The 17,039-nt window shown below is 66.7% G+C and carries 14 protein-coding genes; 11 read left to right on the top strand and 3 right to left on the bottom strand.

Annotated features, from left to right (window positions below; genetic code table 11):
• Positions 1–440 precede the first annotated feature (440 nt).
• Genes M8542_RS36105 through M8542_RS36125 form a run of 5 tightly spaced genes read left to right on the top strand, consistent with a single transcriptional unit; the run spans position 441 to position 5,557 of the window.
• Positions 441–1,379, top strand: coding sequence for a BMP family ABC transporter substrate-binding protein (locus M8542_RS36105; RefSeq protein WP_257924823.1), 939 nt, complete (start codon positions 441–443; stop codon positions 1,377–1,379).
• The gene (locus M8542_RS36110) at positions 1,376–2,848 is read left to right on the top strand and encodes an ATP-binding cassette domain-containing protein (protein WP_257924824.1); all 1,473 of its coding nucleotides are present in this window, start codon (positions 1,376–1,378) and stop codon (positions 2,846–2,848) included. The genes M8542_RS36105 and M8542_RS36110 overlap by 4 nt, the downstream gene beginning before the upstream one ends.
• A 59-nt stretch (positions 2,849–2,907) precedes the next feature.
• The gene (locus M8542_RS36115; protein WP_257924825.1) at positions 2,908–3,906 is read left to right on the top strand and encodes an ABC transporter permease; all 999 of its coding nucleotides are present in this window, start codon (positions 2,908–2,910) and stop codon (positions 3,904–3,906) included.
• On the top strand, positions 3,899–4,894 hold the full coding sequence (locus M8542_RS36120) for an ABC transporter permease (protein ID WP_257924826.1): 996 nt from the start codon (positions 3,899–3,901) through the stop codon (positions 4,892–4,894). The genes M8542_RS36115 and M8542_RS36120 overlap by 8 nt, the downstream gene beginning before the upstream one ends.
• Positions 4,895–4,906: 12 nt before the next feature.
• On the top strand, positions 4,907–5,557 hold the full coding sequence (locus tag M8542_RS36125) for a class I SAM-dependent methyltransferase (protein WP_257924827.1): 651 nt from the start codon (positions 4,907–4,909) through the stop codon (positions 5,555–5,557).
• A 27-nt stretch (positions 5,558–5,584) separates the two neighbouring features.
• Here the strand turns inward: M8542_RS36125 and M8542_RS36130 are convergent, their stop codons facing one another.
• Positions 5,585–7,894, bottom strand: coding sequence for a tetratricopeptide repeat protein (locus tag M8542_RS36130; RefSeq protein WP_257924828.1), 2,310 nt, complete (start codon positions 7,892–7,894; stop codon positions 5,585–5,587).
• A 495-nt stretch (positions 7,895–8,389) separates the two neighbouring features.
• Between M8542_RS36130 and M8542_RS36135 the strand changes: the two genes are divergently transcribed.
• Positions 8,390–10,774, top strand: a complete 2,385-nt coding sequence (locus M8542_RS36135) for an ATP-binding protein (protein WP_257924829.1) — start codon at positions 8,390–8,392, stop codon at positions 10,772–10,774.
• Positions 10,775–10,881: 107 nt separating this feature from the next.
• On the opposite strand, the gene M8542_RS36140 is transcribed toward M8542_RS36135, so the two are convergent.
• Entirely contained in the window at positions 10,882–12,072 is a 1,191-nt protein-coding gene (locus tag M8542_RS36140; protein WP_257924830.1) for a cytochrome P450 family protein, read from the bottom strand.
• Positions 12,073–12,880: 808 nt separating this feature from the next.
• Here M8542_RS36140 and M8542_RS36145 point away from each other — a divergent pair.
• From M8542_RS36145 to M8542_RS36165, 5 genes are all read left to right on the top strand, one after another.
• Entirely contained in the window at positions 12,881–13,153 is a 273-nt protein-coding gene (locus M8542_RS36145) for a hypothetical protein (protein WP_257924831.1), read from the top strand.
• A 238-nt stretch (positions 13,154–13,391) separates the two neighbouring features.
• Positions 13,392–14,174: a YczE/YyaS/YitT family protein gene (locus tag M8542_RS36150; RefSeq protein ID WP_504970535.1), complete on the top strand. Its 783-nt coding sequence runs from the start codon at positions 13,392–13,394 to the stop codon at positions 14,172–14,174.
• 58 nt (positions 14,175–14,232) lie between these two features.
• Positions 14,233–14,739 carry a cupin domain-containing protein gene (locus tag M8542_RS36155; RefSeq protein ID WP_257924833.1) on the top strand — a complete coding sequence of 169 codons (507 nt, stop codon included), beginning with the start codon at positions 14,233–14,235 and terminating at the stop codon, positions 14,737–14,739.
• Positions 14,740–14,833: 94 nt separating this feature from the next.
• A complete protein-coding gene (locus M8542_RS36160; RefSeq protein WP_257924834.1) occupies positions 14,834–15,046 on the top strand; it encodes a hypothetical protein in 213 nt (70 codons plus the stop codon).
• Between the two features lie 409 nt (positions 15,047–15,455).
• The gene (locus M8542_RS36165) at positions 15,456–16,010 is read left to right on the top strand and encodes a hypothetical protein (RefSeq protein ID WP_257924835.1); all 555 of its coding nucleotides are present in this window, start codon (positions 15,456–15,458) and stop codon (positions 16,008–16,010) included.
• Positions 16,011–16,379: 369 nt separating this feature from the next.
• On the opposite strand, the gene M8542_RS36170 is transcribed toward M8542_RS36165, so the two are convergent.
• Entirely contained in the window at positions 16,380–17,030 is a 651-nt protein-coding gene (locus tag M8542_RS36170; RefSeq protein WP_257924836.1) for a prepilin peptidase, read from the bottom strand.
• Positions 17,031–17,039 lie beyond the last annotated feature (9 nt).

The following is a 17,039-nucleotide window of genomic DNA, read 5'->3' on the forward strand; positions in this document are numbered from 1 at the left end:
CCGGAAAATCTCGCTCGCGACGGTCAGATGACGAACTTCGGCATCGTGCTGTAGCACGTGAGCGACGAAGTCGATGTTCTTCGGGCCGGAGAGTTTAGCGATCATGCAGGGGGTTCGTTTGCAGTTGGGCAACCTCGCCGGTTGTCCAACTGACCAAGTGCTGCCTGCCCGGCTTCGCGCAGGCCCCCTCGCCTCACCGCAACGAGCCGGATCACGTCGAGTCATCGACAAGGCACTACTCGGACGCGCTCACCTAGCAGCTGACGAGCGCTGGTCGTCGCTGTGCGGTTGTTTCGAACTTCTCTGCAACAAGCCCCGGCGGTGGCACACTGTGTCCGGCGAAACGGAGGGGGAGCCGGTACATGGGGTGGAGGACCGCGGGGACGGCGGTTGCCGGAGTCGTGCTGACAGCGGCTGTGATTGGGGGATGCGGATCCGGCATGCAGCCGGACGCGGGGCCACGAACCACGCGAGTCGCGATCATCCTCGGCGGTGTAGCCAATGACGGTGGGTTCAACGAAGCAGGCGCTGGCGCAGTGGAGGCTCTGCAGCGCGAGGGCAAAATCAGCGCGCAGATCCGCCAATCGGTGGCCAACGCCCGCGACGCCGAGACGGCCGTGCGCGAGTACGCCAACGCCGGCTACGACCTCGTGATCGGCTGGTCAGCGAGCTTCTCCGACGCCGTGTACCAGGTCGGCAGAGAGCCAGCGTTCTCCAAGACTCGCTTCCTGGTCACTGGTGACGCCAGCGACAAGCAAAAGCCAGCAGCGAATATCGAGACCTGGAACTACGACAACACCCAGTACGGATACCTGCTGGGCTGGATCGCTGGAAACACACAGCTAGCCCCGATCGGCATCATCGATGGCCAGCCCATCCCCGCCCAGGTCCGCAAGTGGAAAGGCTTCGAACTCGGAGTCCACGCCGTCAACCCCACCGCAACCGTCCGCCAGCCGATCTTCACCGGGAGCTGGGAGGACGCGACCAAGGCCAACCAGGCTGCGGTGGCCCAATTGGACTCCGGCGCGCACCTGATCGCCACCAACGCCGAAGGCTTCTCACCTGGCATCGCCGCAGCGGCCGCCGCACGCAACGTCGCGACGGTCGGTATGAACTCGGCCACCAGCGACACTGCGAAGAAGATCAATGTCGGTCGCGCCCGCCTCGACCTGCTCCCTGTCCTGCGACCGATGATCGACCGGCTGAAGAACGGTACTTTCGGCAACCGCACCTCGATCAGCACCATCGCCAACAAGTCTCTCGTGTTGGACACCATCACCAAGGTCGCTGCCGCGCCCAGCCTTCCCGACGACATCCAGGCGCGAGCCGAACGTCTCGCTCAGCAGCTCGCTGACGGAACCGTGAAAATCGGCCCGTGACTCAGGCCCTCTCGCTGAACTGCGTGTCCCGGCAGTTCGGCACCGTCCAAGCTCTGCACGAGGTGGACCTGCGCATCGAACCCGGCCAGGTGCATGCGGTGCTCGGGGAGAACGGGGCCGGCAAGTCCACTGCCGTCCGGATTCTCGCCGGCCTCGACCGGCCGGACTCCGGCGTCGTCGAACTGAACGGCACACCGCTGCGGCTACGGTCCCGGGAGGAGGCCACCCGGCACGGAATCGGCCTGATCCCCCAGAGCGGCAGCTTGCTGGCCGAACTCTCCCTGGAGGAGAACCTCGCGCTCACGCAGCCGCAGGTCGTCCTCCGGCGCCGCCGGCTCCGGCGGGCGCTCGCGAGCGCCGCAGCCGCGGCGAGCCTCGACATCGATCTCGCCACCCCCATCCGGCAGCTGGGCCGCGCGCAGCAGCAGCTCGGCGAAGTCGCGCTCGCGCTCGCGCAGGGCGCCAGGATCCTGCTCCTCGACGAGCCGACCTCGGTTCTTGACCCGGGCGAGATCCGTGGTCTCCACGCCCGGTTGCGCGAGCTTGCCGCGACGGGGGTCGCGATCGTACTGATTACCCACCGTCTGACTGAGTTGCGCGCAGTAGCCGATGTTGCGACTGTGCTCTCCCACGGCCAGGTCACGTGGCACGGTCGCGTGCAGGACACCGACGACACCGCCCTGGCCACTGCGATGATCGGCGATGACCCGCTCGACACGCTCGAACGCAGCGCGAGGGTCAAAACCGGTGGCCCGGGAGCGCTCATCCTCGACGGCGTTTGCGCCGCCACCGACGACCTCGCGCCAGTCCGCGACATCAACCTTCAGGTCCGTCCAGCCGAGATCGTGGCTGTCGTCGGCACCGTCGGCAGCGGGCAACGCGCCCTGGCCGACGTCGCCGCCGGCGTCATCCCACCGTCGTCTGGGCGCCGTCACGCCGACAACCCGATCGCCTACGTTCCCGAAGACCGCGCGACCGCGCTGTTGTCGGATCTGCCTATCAAATGGTCTGCAGTGCTTCCGCAACTACGCAGGCGGCGGTTCTCCCGGTTCGGGATCCTTCGCCGCGGCGAAGTCGCCGCAGCTGCGCGCGAGCTGTTCGCCCAAGCCGACGTACGCCCGCCGGACCCCGAACTGCCGGCCGCCGCGCTGTCCGGCGGCAACGCCCAGAAGCTCGTTGTGGGACGTGAGCTTGCCTCGCAACCGCGCGTCGCCGTCCTGCACGCGCCCACCCAGGGCCTCGACCTGCGCGCCTCTCACGCTGTGCGACGTCAAATCCGGGACGCGGCGACGTCCGGCACCGCCGTGCTGCTGATACCCACCGACCACGATGAGGCCCAGGAACTCGCCGACCGTGTTCTGCTCATACGCGGCGGCCGCGTCGTCAAGGAGTACACCGCAGCCGAGTATGACCAGATCGTCCACCAACTGGTCGACACCACGCCCGGCGGAGCCAGCACGCCGTGCTGAGGGCCCGCGGCCGGAGCCGCTCCAGCCCTGCGCTGACCGCGCTCGTCGTCAGCAGGTGCTTGCTCGTCGGCTTCGCCTTGGTCACGCTCGTGGTCGCTGTCACCGGCGGACGCCTCGCCGACGTTCTGACCGGTTGGCTGTACGGCGCGCTCGGCACGCCGTACGCCGCTGCGCAAACCGCGGCATATGCTGTTCCGTTGGTCGTGGTCGCTCTTGGCGTCACTCCTGCCCTGCGTGCGGGTGTGATCGCCGTCGGTGCCGAAGGCCAAATGCAGCTTGGCGCGATCACCGCGACCGTAACTGCCTTGTCGCCGCTCGGCCAGCTGCCGACTGTCCTCGCCCTGCCGATCGGCGCGCTCGCCGGCATGCTGGGTGGCGCCGCGTGGTCGATGATCCCGGCCGTTCCGCTGCTGCGCTGGCAGGCCAGCGAGATCCTCACCGCGCTGATGGCCAACTTCGTGGCTGTGCAGCTGCTGGCCTATCTGTTGCGCACCTCGTTGAGCGATCCAGGCGGGTACTCGGTACCGCGCAGCGCAGACCTTCCCGACACGGCCCGCATCCCGTTCCTTCCCGTTTCCGGCCGGCTTACCGCCGCGGCGCTGCTGGTGCTGGTGCTGGTCGCGGTCGGACTCTGGTGGTACCACAGCCGTTCTGCCCGGCTACTGGACATATTCGCCGAGAACAAGTGGCTGGCCGCCCGACTCGGCCTCAGCCGGGCGAGGGCCATCCTCGCCACAACTGCCGTCTCGGGCGCGGCCGCCGGGCTCGCGGGCTGGATGCAAGTCGCCGGGCCCGACGGGCGGCTCACCCCCGGCGTCGCCGGCGGGATCGCCTTCAACGGCCTGGTCGTCGCCGTTCTCGGCGGCAATCGGCCGGTACGGATCGTGGCGGCCGGCTTAATCATGGCGGCGCTGGTCACCGGAGCCGACGGTGTCCAGCTGCTGTCCGGCACACCATCATCGATCGGAGTGGTCAGTCAAGGAATCCTGCTGCTCGCCGTCGCCCTGGCGCTCGCCCTGACCCAACGCCGTGTACGACTCGGGAGGCCGAGTGACTGAATTTCTCGTGCTTTTGCTGGGAAGTGCCCTTGTCTCGGCGTCGCCGCTGATCCTTGCCGGGCTCGGCGAGATGCTCCTCGAACGCTCGGGAGCTGGATTCAACCTGGGTATCGAGGGCATGCTGCTGCTGGGAGCGCTCGCGGGTGTGCTCGGCTCAGCGTTCGCCGGACCATGGTTCGGAATGCTCGTCGGCATGGCAGTCGGGACGTGCTGTGGATTCGTCTACGCCGCCGGCACCGCCTACGGAGTCGACGTCGTGCTTGTCGGAATCGCGATCTCCATCCTCGGCACCGGGACCTCCAGCTACGCCTTCCAGATCATCGCCCCGGCCGGCCATGCCAATATCAGCGCGCCGCTACTGCCCACCGTGAGGATCCCCGGCCTGGCGGACCTACCCGGACTAGGGGCACCGTTTCGCGCAGTCGGAGCCGGGTTGCTTTTCGCGCTCGGCGCCGCAACCGTGATCGCGTGGACCCTGCGCAGTACTCGGTTCGGACTCCGGTTGCGCGCCGCAGCGGACCTCGGCGCCGCCACCCTCCGCGGGATCTCCGCCCAGAAGTACCGACTTGTCGCCGCTCTACTTGCGGGGGCACTGACCGGCGCCGCCGGAGCCGTCCTGGTCCTAGGCACGATCGGCATCTTCACCCCACTCATGAGCGGCGGCCGCGGATTCCTCGTTCTCGCAGTCGTCATCATCGGCCGCCGGACGACCGGCGGAGTGGTGGCAGGCGCCCTGCTGTTCGCCGGGCTCGACGGGCTGGCTTTGCTTGCCCAAACCCGCGACCTCGGCCTGCCGTCTGAGGCTTATCACACCTTGCCTTACCTGACCGCCCTCGTCGTGCTGTGCACCCACGCGCGGTGGCTCACACGCCGGCCCGACAAGGTCGTGCAGCCGGCAGGTCCTGGCCCGGCGTCAGTTGCCGGGCTCGGGCAGAACCAAACCGAGCTTCCTCTTGGTGATGACGATGTCCGACGTCCCACGGTGTGAAAGGCGCTCCTCATGTCCGATCCTCACTCGCCGGAATCCGCCGCTCAGCTTTACGACGCGATCGGCGAAACCTATGAGGCCGCCTTCGGGCAGCAGCCGGGATTGACCCGCGTTCTCGATGCGCTGGTTCGGGCCTTGCCTCTCGGCGTTCGAGTGTTGGATCTGGGATCCGGGACCGGTCGTCCGGTCGCGGCGACTCTTGCCGCGGGGGGACACGCGGTCACCGGTTACGACGTGTCGGAGCGGATGGTGAACTTCGCGCGAGCCCACGTCCCGGACGCCAGGTTCGAGGTGGGCGACATGCGTTCCCTGAGTTTCGGCGAGGGCAGCTGGGACGCTGCACTCACCGTCTTCTCGCTGTTGCAGCTGCCTCACGCCGATCAGCTGCAGATGCTCGAGCGCATCTCACAGTGGCTGGCGCCCGGCGGCTACTTCCTCGCCGCGACCGTGCCGCATCCGGCAGGCTGCGGCGGGCGGGAGAGTGACTGGATGGGGCATCGCGTTCGCACGTACAGCTTTACGGCACTGGCGCTGAAAGAGCACGTCGCCGCAGCCGGTCTGCAGGTACTGCACGAGGAGGTTGTGTCCTTTGTTCCTGCCAGCGATGAGGCTGACGCCGAGGAACAGGTCTATCTGATCGCTCGTAAGCCGGACGTCGCATGATCCGCGGCGGTGTGCGGCCGCAGTGGACTATCGTTCCGCTGCGGTCTGCTGATTCCATTCGGCAGCGTAGGTCTCGGCAACTCGCTGGTTGATCTGGCGAAGCCGATCTTGCGCGCCGTCGAAGGTCGTGCGCGCCTCCTCGAGCTCGCCCAGCGCCAGCAGGGTCAGCCCTCTCTCGGCGAGCGCCTCCGCCTTTCCTTGAAAATCGTCGCGCCGGTCGAAGGCGCGTGCAGCCTGCTCGCAGTAGTGCAGGGCGCGTTCCAGATCACCGGACGCGCGCAAGGTGCGGGCCAGCGGCACCGCCGCGTAGCCCATCCCATGTGGATCGTCTGCTGCTTCCAGCAGCGTGAACGCTGTCTCGCCGTGCCGTGCCGCGAGCTCGAACCGGCCCAGTGCCCGGTAGGCGCTGCCCAGGTGCGTTCGTGCCAGGGTCTCGCCGACCTTCGTTCCGACCTGCTGCGCGACGGCCAGTGCTTGCTCGCACAGCTGCGCTGACAGTTCGAAATCTCCGCGGATGAAGGCGACTTCGCCCTGCTCGATGTAGGCGAAGGCCATGAAGCGAGGCGGCTCGTGCCCTTCGCAGACCTCGATCGCGCGCGCGGCCAGTGTGAAGGCTCGCTCCAAGGAGACCGGGTCGCCTCGGCGTAGGTAGCCCTCCGCGAGTTCGTCGGCCGCCTGTGCGACCCGCAGGTAATCGTCGGCCAGTTCTGCGGCTTTGAGAGCGACCTCGAACGAGTCGATCCACGCGCTGACCGGCCGGTAGTGGATGAAGAAGTCGAAACACTCGACGGGGATGCGCCATGCGGGGAACAGCATGCCGTGATCCAGCGCGAGTTCGGCTACGCCGGCGAGATTTGGCAGCTCGCGCACAGACCATCGGTAGGCCGAGTCAAACGAGGGGAACGCGACTGGGGTCACGGCGTCCGGCGCGGGCCCGAGGTGGATGTGGTGATCCGGTCGTTCCGGGGTGATGGCCCACGATGCGGCGTTGACGGTGTGCAGGTACCAGTGCACCAGCCGCCGGATCGCCGGTTCCCGTTCCTCGTCACGATCCGGCCGCGCGGCCTCCTCCGCTGCGTAGTCGCGGAGGAGGTCGTGTAGACGGAACGCGCGTGCTGGAAGCGCCTGCATCAGCGACAGCTGGACCAGCTGCTCCATGAGCTGGAACGCCTCGGCGCTGGTCGTGTCGGCGAGTGCAGCCACCGAGTCGGCTGTGAGCTGCACACCCGGGTGCAGCCCGCACAGCCGGAAGACGCGGGCCTGGTCGTCACTCAGTTGGCGGTAGGAGTAGCTGTAAGCGGCGCGGACGCCGATCGACTCGTCGTCGGCAACCTGCAGCTCCAAGGCACCGTGCGCCAGCAGCTCGGCGTGCTGTGCGATGGTCAACGTGTCATTGCTCGCGACCCGCTCCGCCGCGATGTTCAAAGCCAGCGGCAGCCGGGCACACAGATTGGCCAGCCGCGCTACGGCCGCCGGTTCAGCCTCGACGCGGTGCTTGCCGACGAACCCGCGGATCAGCTCCACCGCGTCGTCCTTGGTCATCGCCTGCAGCGCTATGGCTTCGGCGCCGGCAGTGATCACCAGGCCGGACATCCGCCTTCGGCTGGTGATCAGGACGGATGTGTTGCGCGAACCAGGCAGAACTTGAGCGACTTGTCGCGAATCCTGTGCGTTGTCGAGCACAATGAGCACACGGTGCTCGACGGTCGCTCGCTGTTCGAGATGGCCTCGCAGAACGTCCAGCTGCATCGAGGGTTGAGACGGAATTCTCTCGTCGCTCACACCGAGACCACGCAGCAGGCGCTCGAGAATCTCCCCGGCCTCGGCCGGCTGACGAGGGTCGAAGCCCCGAAGGTCGGCGTAGAGCACATGATCGAAATCATGCTGGTGCAAGTTGGCCCACCACCTGGCGAGCGCGGTCTTGCCGGTCCCGGGCGGGCCGTAGACGAACGCGACGGTCGAGCGGTCGGGGTGGACCTCATGGATCAACGCGCTGCTCAACGCGCCCAGTGCGTGCTCTCGGCCGACGAACAGAGGGGGCGGAGGAGGCAGCGCTGCGTACGGTTCCGACCGGGCAACTTCAGCCAAAGTGACGAGGGCGCCGCCAGCCCCGAGCGCCTCGTCGATCGCCCTGGCCGCCTCGATAGTGGGTGGAAGCTGGCCAAGCTCGATACGGCTAAGCACACTGTAGTGGTAATTGACCTTTTCGCTTAGCGCCCGCAAGGTCAACTTCTTCAGACGACGGAGGCGTCGCATGGCCGCGCCGAACTGCTGCGCGGCGGTCAGGGGTTGCGGGCGGCTTGGTGCAGCGTCCGCGTCTTCTGTCGACCTGGCCATCCCGCCCCCTCCCCCTGCGGCTGTCGGTATCCGATACTCCCACATCGGTGATCAACAGGGCAGGTGCCAACAGACGAGGTCCTGGCCCTCAACACCACCCCAGCCAACCCAGATTGGGACGGTCACCAGCCGCTCTCTCACAGAACGAAACCGAGGAGCGACAGCGCGTCCCCCACCGCGCTGGTGTTTCGGGTGAAGTCGAAACACCAGGTGGTGGCGTTGTGAGGGAGTCCAGCACCAGACTGGGACAGGGGGATGGGAGATCACGATGAGTCCATACGCGCCTCGCGACGTACAGACGTCCGATGTTGGGCACGACCCCTGCGCAACGCTGGCCACCTCGGCCGGATTACGGGAGCACGTCCCCGCCCGCCGACGGCAGCGCCGTGACGGTATATGGGCCGCCCAATGCCAGAGGTAGAGACACTAGAACGTGGCGGTCGCAGGCGTCGCGAGAGGTCTGCGACCGCACTTGGACCGCGAGACGGGAGAGGTGTGGCCGAGGACGACGTCGACGCCGCCCACATAGCCGTGGGTAGCGATGCGTCGACGGACGAACGGTTTGGCGACGTGCCGGCGGCGGTGGCGGACACACAGATGACCAGCTTCATCGGCCGATCTGATCTGATTGCCCGAGCCAAGCACCGACTCAGTAGCGCACGCCTGATCACACTGCTCGGCTTGGGGGGCGTGGGCAAGAGCCGTCTCCTGCTTCGGCTGGCCGCCGAGCCCGACGTGCAGAAGGCCTACCCGGATAGAGTCTGGGTCGTCCGGCTGGTCGATGTGCCGGCCCGAGGAGATCTGGTCGCCGCAGCATGCGCCGACCAGCTAGGCTTGATGGACAACGCGGACGGATCGCCCGTCGCCCGGTTGCGTGACTTCTTTCGGGATCGCCGCGCACTGCTGATGCTCGACAACTGCGAACACCTGACCGAGGGAGCCCTCGGCGAGGGACAAGTGTCCCGGCTGTTGTCCGCGCTCCTGCCCGCAGCGCCGAACCTGACCGTGGTGGCGACCAGCCGGGTCAAGCTGGGCGTAGCAGGCGAACACCTACTGCACATCGAACCGTTGTCTTCGGCGGATGCCCTGTGCCTGCTACGTGACCGCGCACAGGCCGCAGGTCGCACTATCACGAATGCCGAGTTGCCGCTAGCAGAACGTCTATGCGAGATGTTGGGCGGTCTGCCCTTGGCTGTCGAGCTGGCGGCCGGGCAACTCGATGTGATGACTCTTGCCGAGATTGTCGACCATCCCGAATTGCTGCGCCTGCTCGTCGACGGCCTGTCCGAACAACGCCACCACCGCACGATGTACGCGACTATCAAATGGTCCTACGACCTACTGAATGAGCCGGAACAGCGCCTGCTGGCCACCGTATCGGTGTTCGAAGGCGGATTCGACCTCGACGCGGCCGTCGCGGTCGGCCCGGAAGCCGGCATCGACGCCTCGCAGGTGCCGGCTCTGCTGCGGAGCCTGGTTCGCAAGTCGTTGCTACTGGCTGAGGCGACCGGAGACCGCACTCGGTACCGCATGCTCGAGCTCATCCGCCAGTTCGGCCTGCAGCTGGTATCTGACGCGGACAAAGAGTGCGAACTCCGGTCCGCGCATGCGCGCTACATAGTTCGTTTCGCCTCGAGAGTTCGAGAGCGGTGGTTCGGCTCGCAGGAGACGACGCTGCTGCTGGGAATGCGAGCCGAGCTTCCCAACTCACGCGCTGCTCAGGAATTTCTCCTGTCGTCAGCCAACACCGCTGAAGAGGGTCTCCAGCTCCCCGTCGATATCACGGCGTCGCGTGCATTTGTGTTCGCTGGTGTGCTGGCCGACTGCCTGCGCATGCTGACCCGCGGGCTTGAAAAGCAACACCAGGACACACCGACCATTGTCCAGCTCACAGCCCTGTGTCAGATCGCCTGGATCGCACAGATCCAGGGAAGTGACTCCGCAGGACCTGCCCTGGCCGCAGCCGAGCAGCTCGCTCGTCGCCTCGGCTGCGAGGACTCGTTCGGGCCGCTGCTGTACGCACAAGGTTGCCGATTGTGGCTGGCCGAACCGGACCAGGATCGTGCGCGAGGCAGCATTGCCCTGCTCGCCCAGGCCGAAGCCGCTTTCGAGAGATCCGGGGATCAAGGCAACAAATTCATGGCGGAGCTGTACGGTGCGATGGCGACGGTATTTCTGGGCAGCGCGGACGCCGCGTTCGCAGCGAGTGCCAAAGTACTGGAGACGGCCACCGCGGCGCGGGCACAGTGGTGCATTTCGTGGGCCAAGTGGACCTGCGGCCTGACCGAACTGCTCCACGGCAACCTGCAGACTGCGATCCGGCTGGCGCAGGAAGCGCTGCGACTGCAACTGGCGATCAAGGATCGGTTCGGCCCGCCTTGGTCACTGTGGCTGATCGCTCTGATCTTGCTGCGGCTGGGCAAGTTCAAGCAAGGTGCGTGGCTGCTCGGAGGTGCGCGCGTCGCGCAGCGATTGACTCAGACCAATGTGCTGGGGTTGTCACAGTTCTTGCGGGTGCAGCGTGACGTCAAGTCGTACGCTCGCCAGAGGTTCGGGGACAGGTTCGACGAGGAGCTCAGGGTCGGAGAAGACCGCGCGGCATCCATCGAAGAGGTCTACGCGTCAGCCGCGAAAAAGTTCGACACAGAAGACGAGGGATCGGCCGTCCCACGGCCCGCAGACCGGCTGACTGGTCGCGAACTGCAGATTGCCAAGCTGGTGTCGGAGCCGATGAGCAATGAAGAAATCGCTGAGAGACTCGGAATTAGCCACCGCACGGTGGAGAAGCATGTACAAAGGATCCTGGCCAAGTACGGCTTGAGCACCCGCACGGACATCGCCGTGTGGTACCTGCGTACCGTCGCCCCGTCGGAGGCATGACGATTCTCGACGCGCAGGGACGGCGCGTCGACACCGCTGGCGATCCCCGCGCTGCGATCCATGGGTGAAGGCTGCCCTCAGCCGTGCGGGCGCCGAGGAGCTGCTGCTCAACGACCGCCGGGTATCACGGGCAATGCACTGAAGCCGTTCATGATGACACTCGGGTTGTGGCGTAGCTGATCGGCCTCAGCGGCCAGGCGTGCGTTGGGAAAATCGCGGGTCAACGCGGTGAACACGACTTCGGCTTCCAGCCGCGCCAGTGGAGCGCCGAGGCAGTAGTGGATCCCGTGTCCGAACGACAGATGGGTCGCGTTGCGGCGCACGTCGAAGTTGTCGGCCTCCGGATACTGATGCGGATCACGGCCGGCGCTCAACGGGGACACCAGCACGATTTCATCGGCCGGGATCACCACCCCGCCGTACTGAACCGACTCCCTGGTCCAGCGGTAGGGTGCCATACGTACCGGACTGTCGAACCGCAGTATCTCTTCGACGGCGCCCGCAACGAGCTCCGGGCGATGGCCTAGCAGCCGCCAGCGCCGTGGATCGGCCAGCAGGTGATGTACCCCGTTCCCGATCAAGTTGGTCGATGTCTCGTGGCCGGCGACGAACAGAAGAAACACCATGTCCATCACCTCGTCGGCACTCAATTCGCCACGCTCGGCCAGCTGCACCAACGCCGACAGCAGACCGTCGTCCGAACTCGCCCGCTTGCCCAAGATCAGCTTGTCGAAGTAGTCCTCCATGGCACGCGACGCGGGAAGCACCCGGTCCGGGTCGTCTTCCATCATCGCGGTCGTCCAGTCGCGGAACTGATGACGCTCGTCCAGCGGCACGCCGAGCAGCTCACAGATCACGACCAGCGGCAGCGGGAAGGCCACGTGCTCGATCACGTCGACGGGGCGGTCGCGAGGCAGGGCCTCGAGCATCTCGGAGACCAGGCGCTCGATGCGCGGGCGGAGCAACTGGATCCGCCGGAGGGTGAAGACCTTGGACACCCGCCGGCGCAGCTCGTCGTGACGCGGGTTGTCCATGAACAGGATGCTCGACGAGCCGAACATCCGCGACAGCTCGGGGGTTTTGCCCGCGCGCAGGAGCTGAGCGCCGAGAATACGGTGTATGCCTGCGCTGTCCTTGCTGAGATGCTCGTCTGTGAGGGCGGCCAGCGCATCTGCGTAATTCCCGATCACCCATGCGGTGACACCGCCGGGCAGGGTTACCTGATGCACAGAGCCCCGCTCTCGCAGTGCCTTCGCCGCCTCGTGGGCGTGTTCCCAGTCGAAGATCTCCACGGTCATGGTTGCCCTCCAGTCCTGTCCCCGCCCGGTCGGGAGCCGCGCGCGCGTACGGCCGCGACCGACCTGGCACGACGACTCCGCGCCGCCGTGCGCGGCAGGCAAATCCGCCGCAGTTGCGGTTCGTTGAGTGCCGTACCCCGTCTGCTGACCGATGACATTCCTCGGTCTCAGCATGGTGGAGTGGCCTCGCTCAGCCATCGGCGCAAACACGTACCTTGTCCCGGCACCACCACGTAGCCAGCGGATAGCGCGTACGTGGAGACACGTACGCGTAGCCGGTAACCGTGGCGGCAAGCCCGGCAACTGGTTGGCTGCACTCAAAATCGATGCACCGAATATCGATCGAATAATTGAAACTAAGGAAAGCTCGGCTGTGTCGAACGGTCTGTAGTCGATCAACATCTCTGTGTGCCGCAACTGCTACTTCGTGTAGCGGAAACGTGCACCCAATCGGCGTGGCTACGCGCAAGCCCGTACTGCATCGGTGTCGACCTGTCGCGCCTGGTCACGAATACGCGAGTTCACGCATTGACGCCATGTGACCCGGTCGGTCTATCGTGTCGCATAAGCCAAACCGATACCGAACTTCCGGATCTGAGCAGATCGAAGCACTTATCTACACGGGTTCTGAGCCCCGAAACAAAGTCTCGCGGCGTCAGCGGCAACGCTTCCAGTTCGAGCGCCTAGCCGCGGACTAATCTTCAATGAAATTGAGGAAAGCATGATTGGATCGGATGACAACGCGTGTGTGTGTCCGTCTGTGAGCACGGTGCTCGTCGTTCGTGACGACGAGACAGGGTGGGCTCAGGTGGCCTACGACATCGACCCTCGACGAAAACCGCGAATCGCCGGGTTCCTCTTGTGCGAGAGCGAGCGTGCCCTGCTGACGGGGATGACGACAACCGGCTTCCGACTGGCGACCGCATACCGCGTGGGTTCGTGGTCGACCGCGTTCCTCTTCGAGCGAGTCGCCGCAGACGTCGCCCGCGCACCGGGGCAGACCGGCATTCACACCGAACATGACGATGCGAGGGCGGCTCCAGCAGCGTCGACCGGCCGGTCATTGCATCTGGTGCGGTAAATGGCCAGCATGCGGTCGCCTCGGAGGGTTCACCCTTGCTCTCGCCTGTAGGGAACGGGCATCTCGCGGCCTCCGATCGATCGCGTGCCTCCGGGGGAAGCCGGCCGGTGGGTGACGCCTACTCGGCGACACGACCGGACTTGTCGACCGGGTCGCTCGCACCGATTGCGACTCAAACAGTTAACGCAGCTCCTCCTCGTCGGCAGCTGCCGAACGCCCCTGGAGGCAAAGAATGACAATGCAAGCCATACAAGCACACCCGACAGTCAGCCTCGGTGGACCCCAACTACGTGGGCGACTCACCGCACTCGCCGGCGGCACCACAGCCATGGGCAGTGGAATCGCGTTGCTGGTGTGGTCACGACTGGGCATGGTCCCGATGGACGTCCTACACGCCGCAGTGAGCCACGCGTTCGGCTGGACATTCGGCAGCAGCATCCTGGTGTGCCAGTTCATCCTCGCCACGACATTCCTGCCCCTGCGCATCCGGCCAGGCATCGGCACCCCCGTCGCACTCGTCATCCCGGCGGCCGTCGCCGACGCCCTTCTGTCGCTGATGCCGACCGCCGATTACCTCCCGCTGCCCGAGGCGCTGGGCTTGGTGATCCGAACACTGGCCCTGCTGCTCGGCGGACTTCTCTTCTGCGGCGGCGTCGCCGCCTACCTCACGGCCGCCCTGGGGCAGCTTCCGCGCGACGCACTCATGCTCGCCCTCGCCGGCGCACGCGACATCACCCAGGCGGAACCGCGACGCCTTGCGCTCGCACGCATCAGCATCGACACAACATGTCTCGCCGGCGGCATCGCACTGCTCGGCCCCGACAACGCGATGCATCTCGGAGCGCTCGCGCCTGGAACTCTGCTCATAGCCGTCGGGTCAGGCCCGCTCATCTCCTACCTTCGGCGCCTAGCTGCCCGAGTTCTGGGCTTCTCGCCACAGGCAACCCCGGCCACAGTTCGCCACGAAACCGGTCGCCACCGGCGGACACGGCCCGCCCACGCCCGCACCGGCCGACGATGACCCCGGCCAGCTCAAGCCAATCAGGAACAGCGGAAACCTACGCGCAAAGGAGACGATCATGACTCAGCTCATTTCACATCGCGACATCCGGATCGCCACCGGGGGTCTCGGCGAGGCCGTCATGGGACCACAGCGACAGCAACTCACCGTCGCTGTGCACTCCGGCCTGGCCCCGATTCGGAATCTGTCGTCCGGGACAGTGCGGATGCCCGGCGGCCACCACGCGCTCGCGCACATCCACGCAGAGTCCGAGATCCAGGTTTACGTCGTGTGCGGCAGGATCGCCTCCCTGGTCGGCCCCGACCTGACGCCTCTCCTGCACGCCCCCGGGTCGCTGCTCTACATCGCACCAGGAGTGGAGCACGTGGGCGTGAACCTGGATCCCTACGAACCGGCCGACCTAGTCGAATTCCGCACGGACCCTGCCTTCAACGCCGACGTAGTCAACGTCCCGGGTTTGGACGCGCTCGCGGAAACTCGCGTCACCCAGCTACGTCGGGACTACCTCCTCGGCCGGTGTGACGAGCAGCTGGCCGTCCCGTCCGTGCACGCCGTGACCCGGTGAGGCTGACGGCCACCCACAAGCACCCGCGCAATCTCGTGCGGGCATCGGAAACGCACCACCGCGGCGACCACCGCACCAACCGAAAGGAACCGCCATGCAGCAGAGCCAGATCGTCCGGGCCATTCTCGCTGGAGCATTCATCGTCGCCGGGATCGTGACCGGGGCGAGTGCCGCCGCCGCGACGACACACCATGCTGCGGTGACTGCCGGCCCGGCCGGTCCCGACACCCGCGAGGGCTCGATCACCGACGCATCCCCCGGAGGGGCACTGGTAGTCGCTCCCAACGGCACCAGGATCTGGTGGTAGAGCCTCCGGCATACCGGCACCGCGAGCCGAATCTCTCTCGCCGGCCGCGGTTGAGATAGCCGGACCGCGATTCATCATCAACCAACAGAACGTCGATAGCTAATCAGTGCTGCCCAAAAACGGGCAATCTAAAAAAACAAAAAAGCCGACTCGGTGTCCTTGACTTCGATCGTTTCCGTAGGGCAGCGTGGACGGCATCAGCAAACACAGGCGCTGATCGTGGGGTCACCACAGTAAGTCCGAGCCTCTGCGTATGCCGACAGGTTGGGGAACCTGGCAGCACGGTGCACGCGTCGACATGGATCGAATTACTCAATTCATCGGAGAACAGAATCGGCTCTCCGCGATCCGCAGGCTCGGGTGGGACTCCTCGAATTTCGGTCAAGAAAATTCACCAGAGGAGCAGAAAATGACGTTGTCTCATCGAGCTCGACTCGGGCTCGTGGTCGCCGCCGCGGCGGCAACCGTGGTCGGAGGAGCCGGTCTCGCCGACGCTGCCACCATCCACAGCCCGGTGACCTCGCCCGCCGCGCACAGCGCGGCCCGAGATGTCGGGGTCCCGAGCGAGGTCGATTCCTCGGCAGCCGTGATCGCACCGGACGGCACCCGGATCTGGGGGCTGACGGCTCTTCCGTTCGGCGGCCACGCCAACCGCACCAGCCCGACGACCCGTGAGGGCCTGGCGGCCTCGACGCAGAGCGCGGTCGAGGTCGACATCCTCGCTTCGGGCGCCCGGCTGCGCACGTCGGTGCCCCGGGGCTCGGTGATCGGCCTGGCCTACCCCGGGCAGACCGCCTGGGGTGGCTGCCAGATCCCCGGTTCCGACGGCTACGTGTGGGGCTGGCTGAGCGTGCAGACCTCAGCCGGCTGGCGATCCGGCTGGATGCGCCACGACCTGTGGTCGATCACCCAGCACACCTACCCGGGTGGCGGGTCGGATCCGACCCGCCTGCCCTGGTGCTGACCCCACGCAGGTCGATGACCCACTGGCCACGGTGACAGCCTCACCGGGCTCGTGAACCCGCGGCCACCACCTCCCCACGTCGATAGGTGGCCGCCTCCCGGGAGGCGGCCGGCGCAACGACCCTCCAGCACCGGCCGCCTCCCACACCCCTCCAGCGAAAGCGCAGTCATGAATGAACCACGCGACTACCCCGCGTCCGTGCAGCAGCTGCTGACGCGACCCACCGAATCGGCGCTCGCCGCGCCGGGAGCGCCGCGAGAGCCGACGCCGGTTCTCCGCCCCATGCCGCGCGCCGCGGGTGTGACGGAGGGGTACCTGCACCTCGTGCGCCTGCGAACGGACGCGGGAGGCGTTGTCGCAAGGGTCGGCTCAGCTACTAATCAGGATCATGACGAATGCGCCGCCGAAGAGGCATGGTCCGAACGGCACTGTGGCCTGGCCCCGCTCGCCGTCGCGGTGGGCACCGGGGACGGCGAGCAGCAGCAAGGCCAGCACAGAGGCCACCACCAGCGCGCCCGCCACCTGCGCCCAGCCGATCCAGCTGGAGACGGCGCCGACGAGCGCCGCGACGACGACGTCCCCGGCCCCAACGCCACCGTTGGTCAGTACAGCCAGCACGAGGACCAGACCACCGGTGGCAAGCAGGCCGCCGAGCGCACGTACGCCGGGTTCGACGTCGTTATGGGCCAGGCACAGGGCCTCGAAACCGGCGATCACGCCCCCCAGCTGCGGCCAAGACAGCTGTCGGGGCAGGCGATGCTCGCACCAGTCCAGGACCGCCAGCGGCACGCCGAGCACCGCCGCGAACCCGTACACCGCGAACGTACCGCGATCACCGACTCGCCACGCCAGCAGCGCCAGCAGCACGGAGGTGACCACGGCGCCCAGCCACCACGAACCGGCGATCGCGCGGTCGTGGTGCAGCAGCCGACGGGTGAGCGCGCTCAAGGCGGCGCCGAGCCCCAGTCCGACCGCAGCGGCGCCGAGGACCCACCAGAGACCGTTCGTCGACAGCTCCACGGCTCCTCC

This window comes from Amycolatopsis iheyensis, assembly GCF_024703995.1.
GTDB lineage: Bacteria > Actinomycetota > Actinomycetes > Mycobacteriales > Pseudonocardiaceae > Amycolatopsis > Amycolatopsis iheyensis.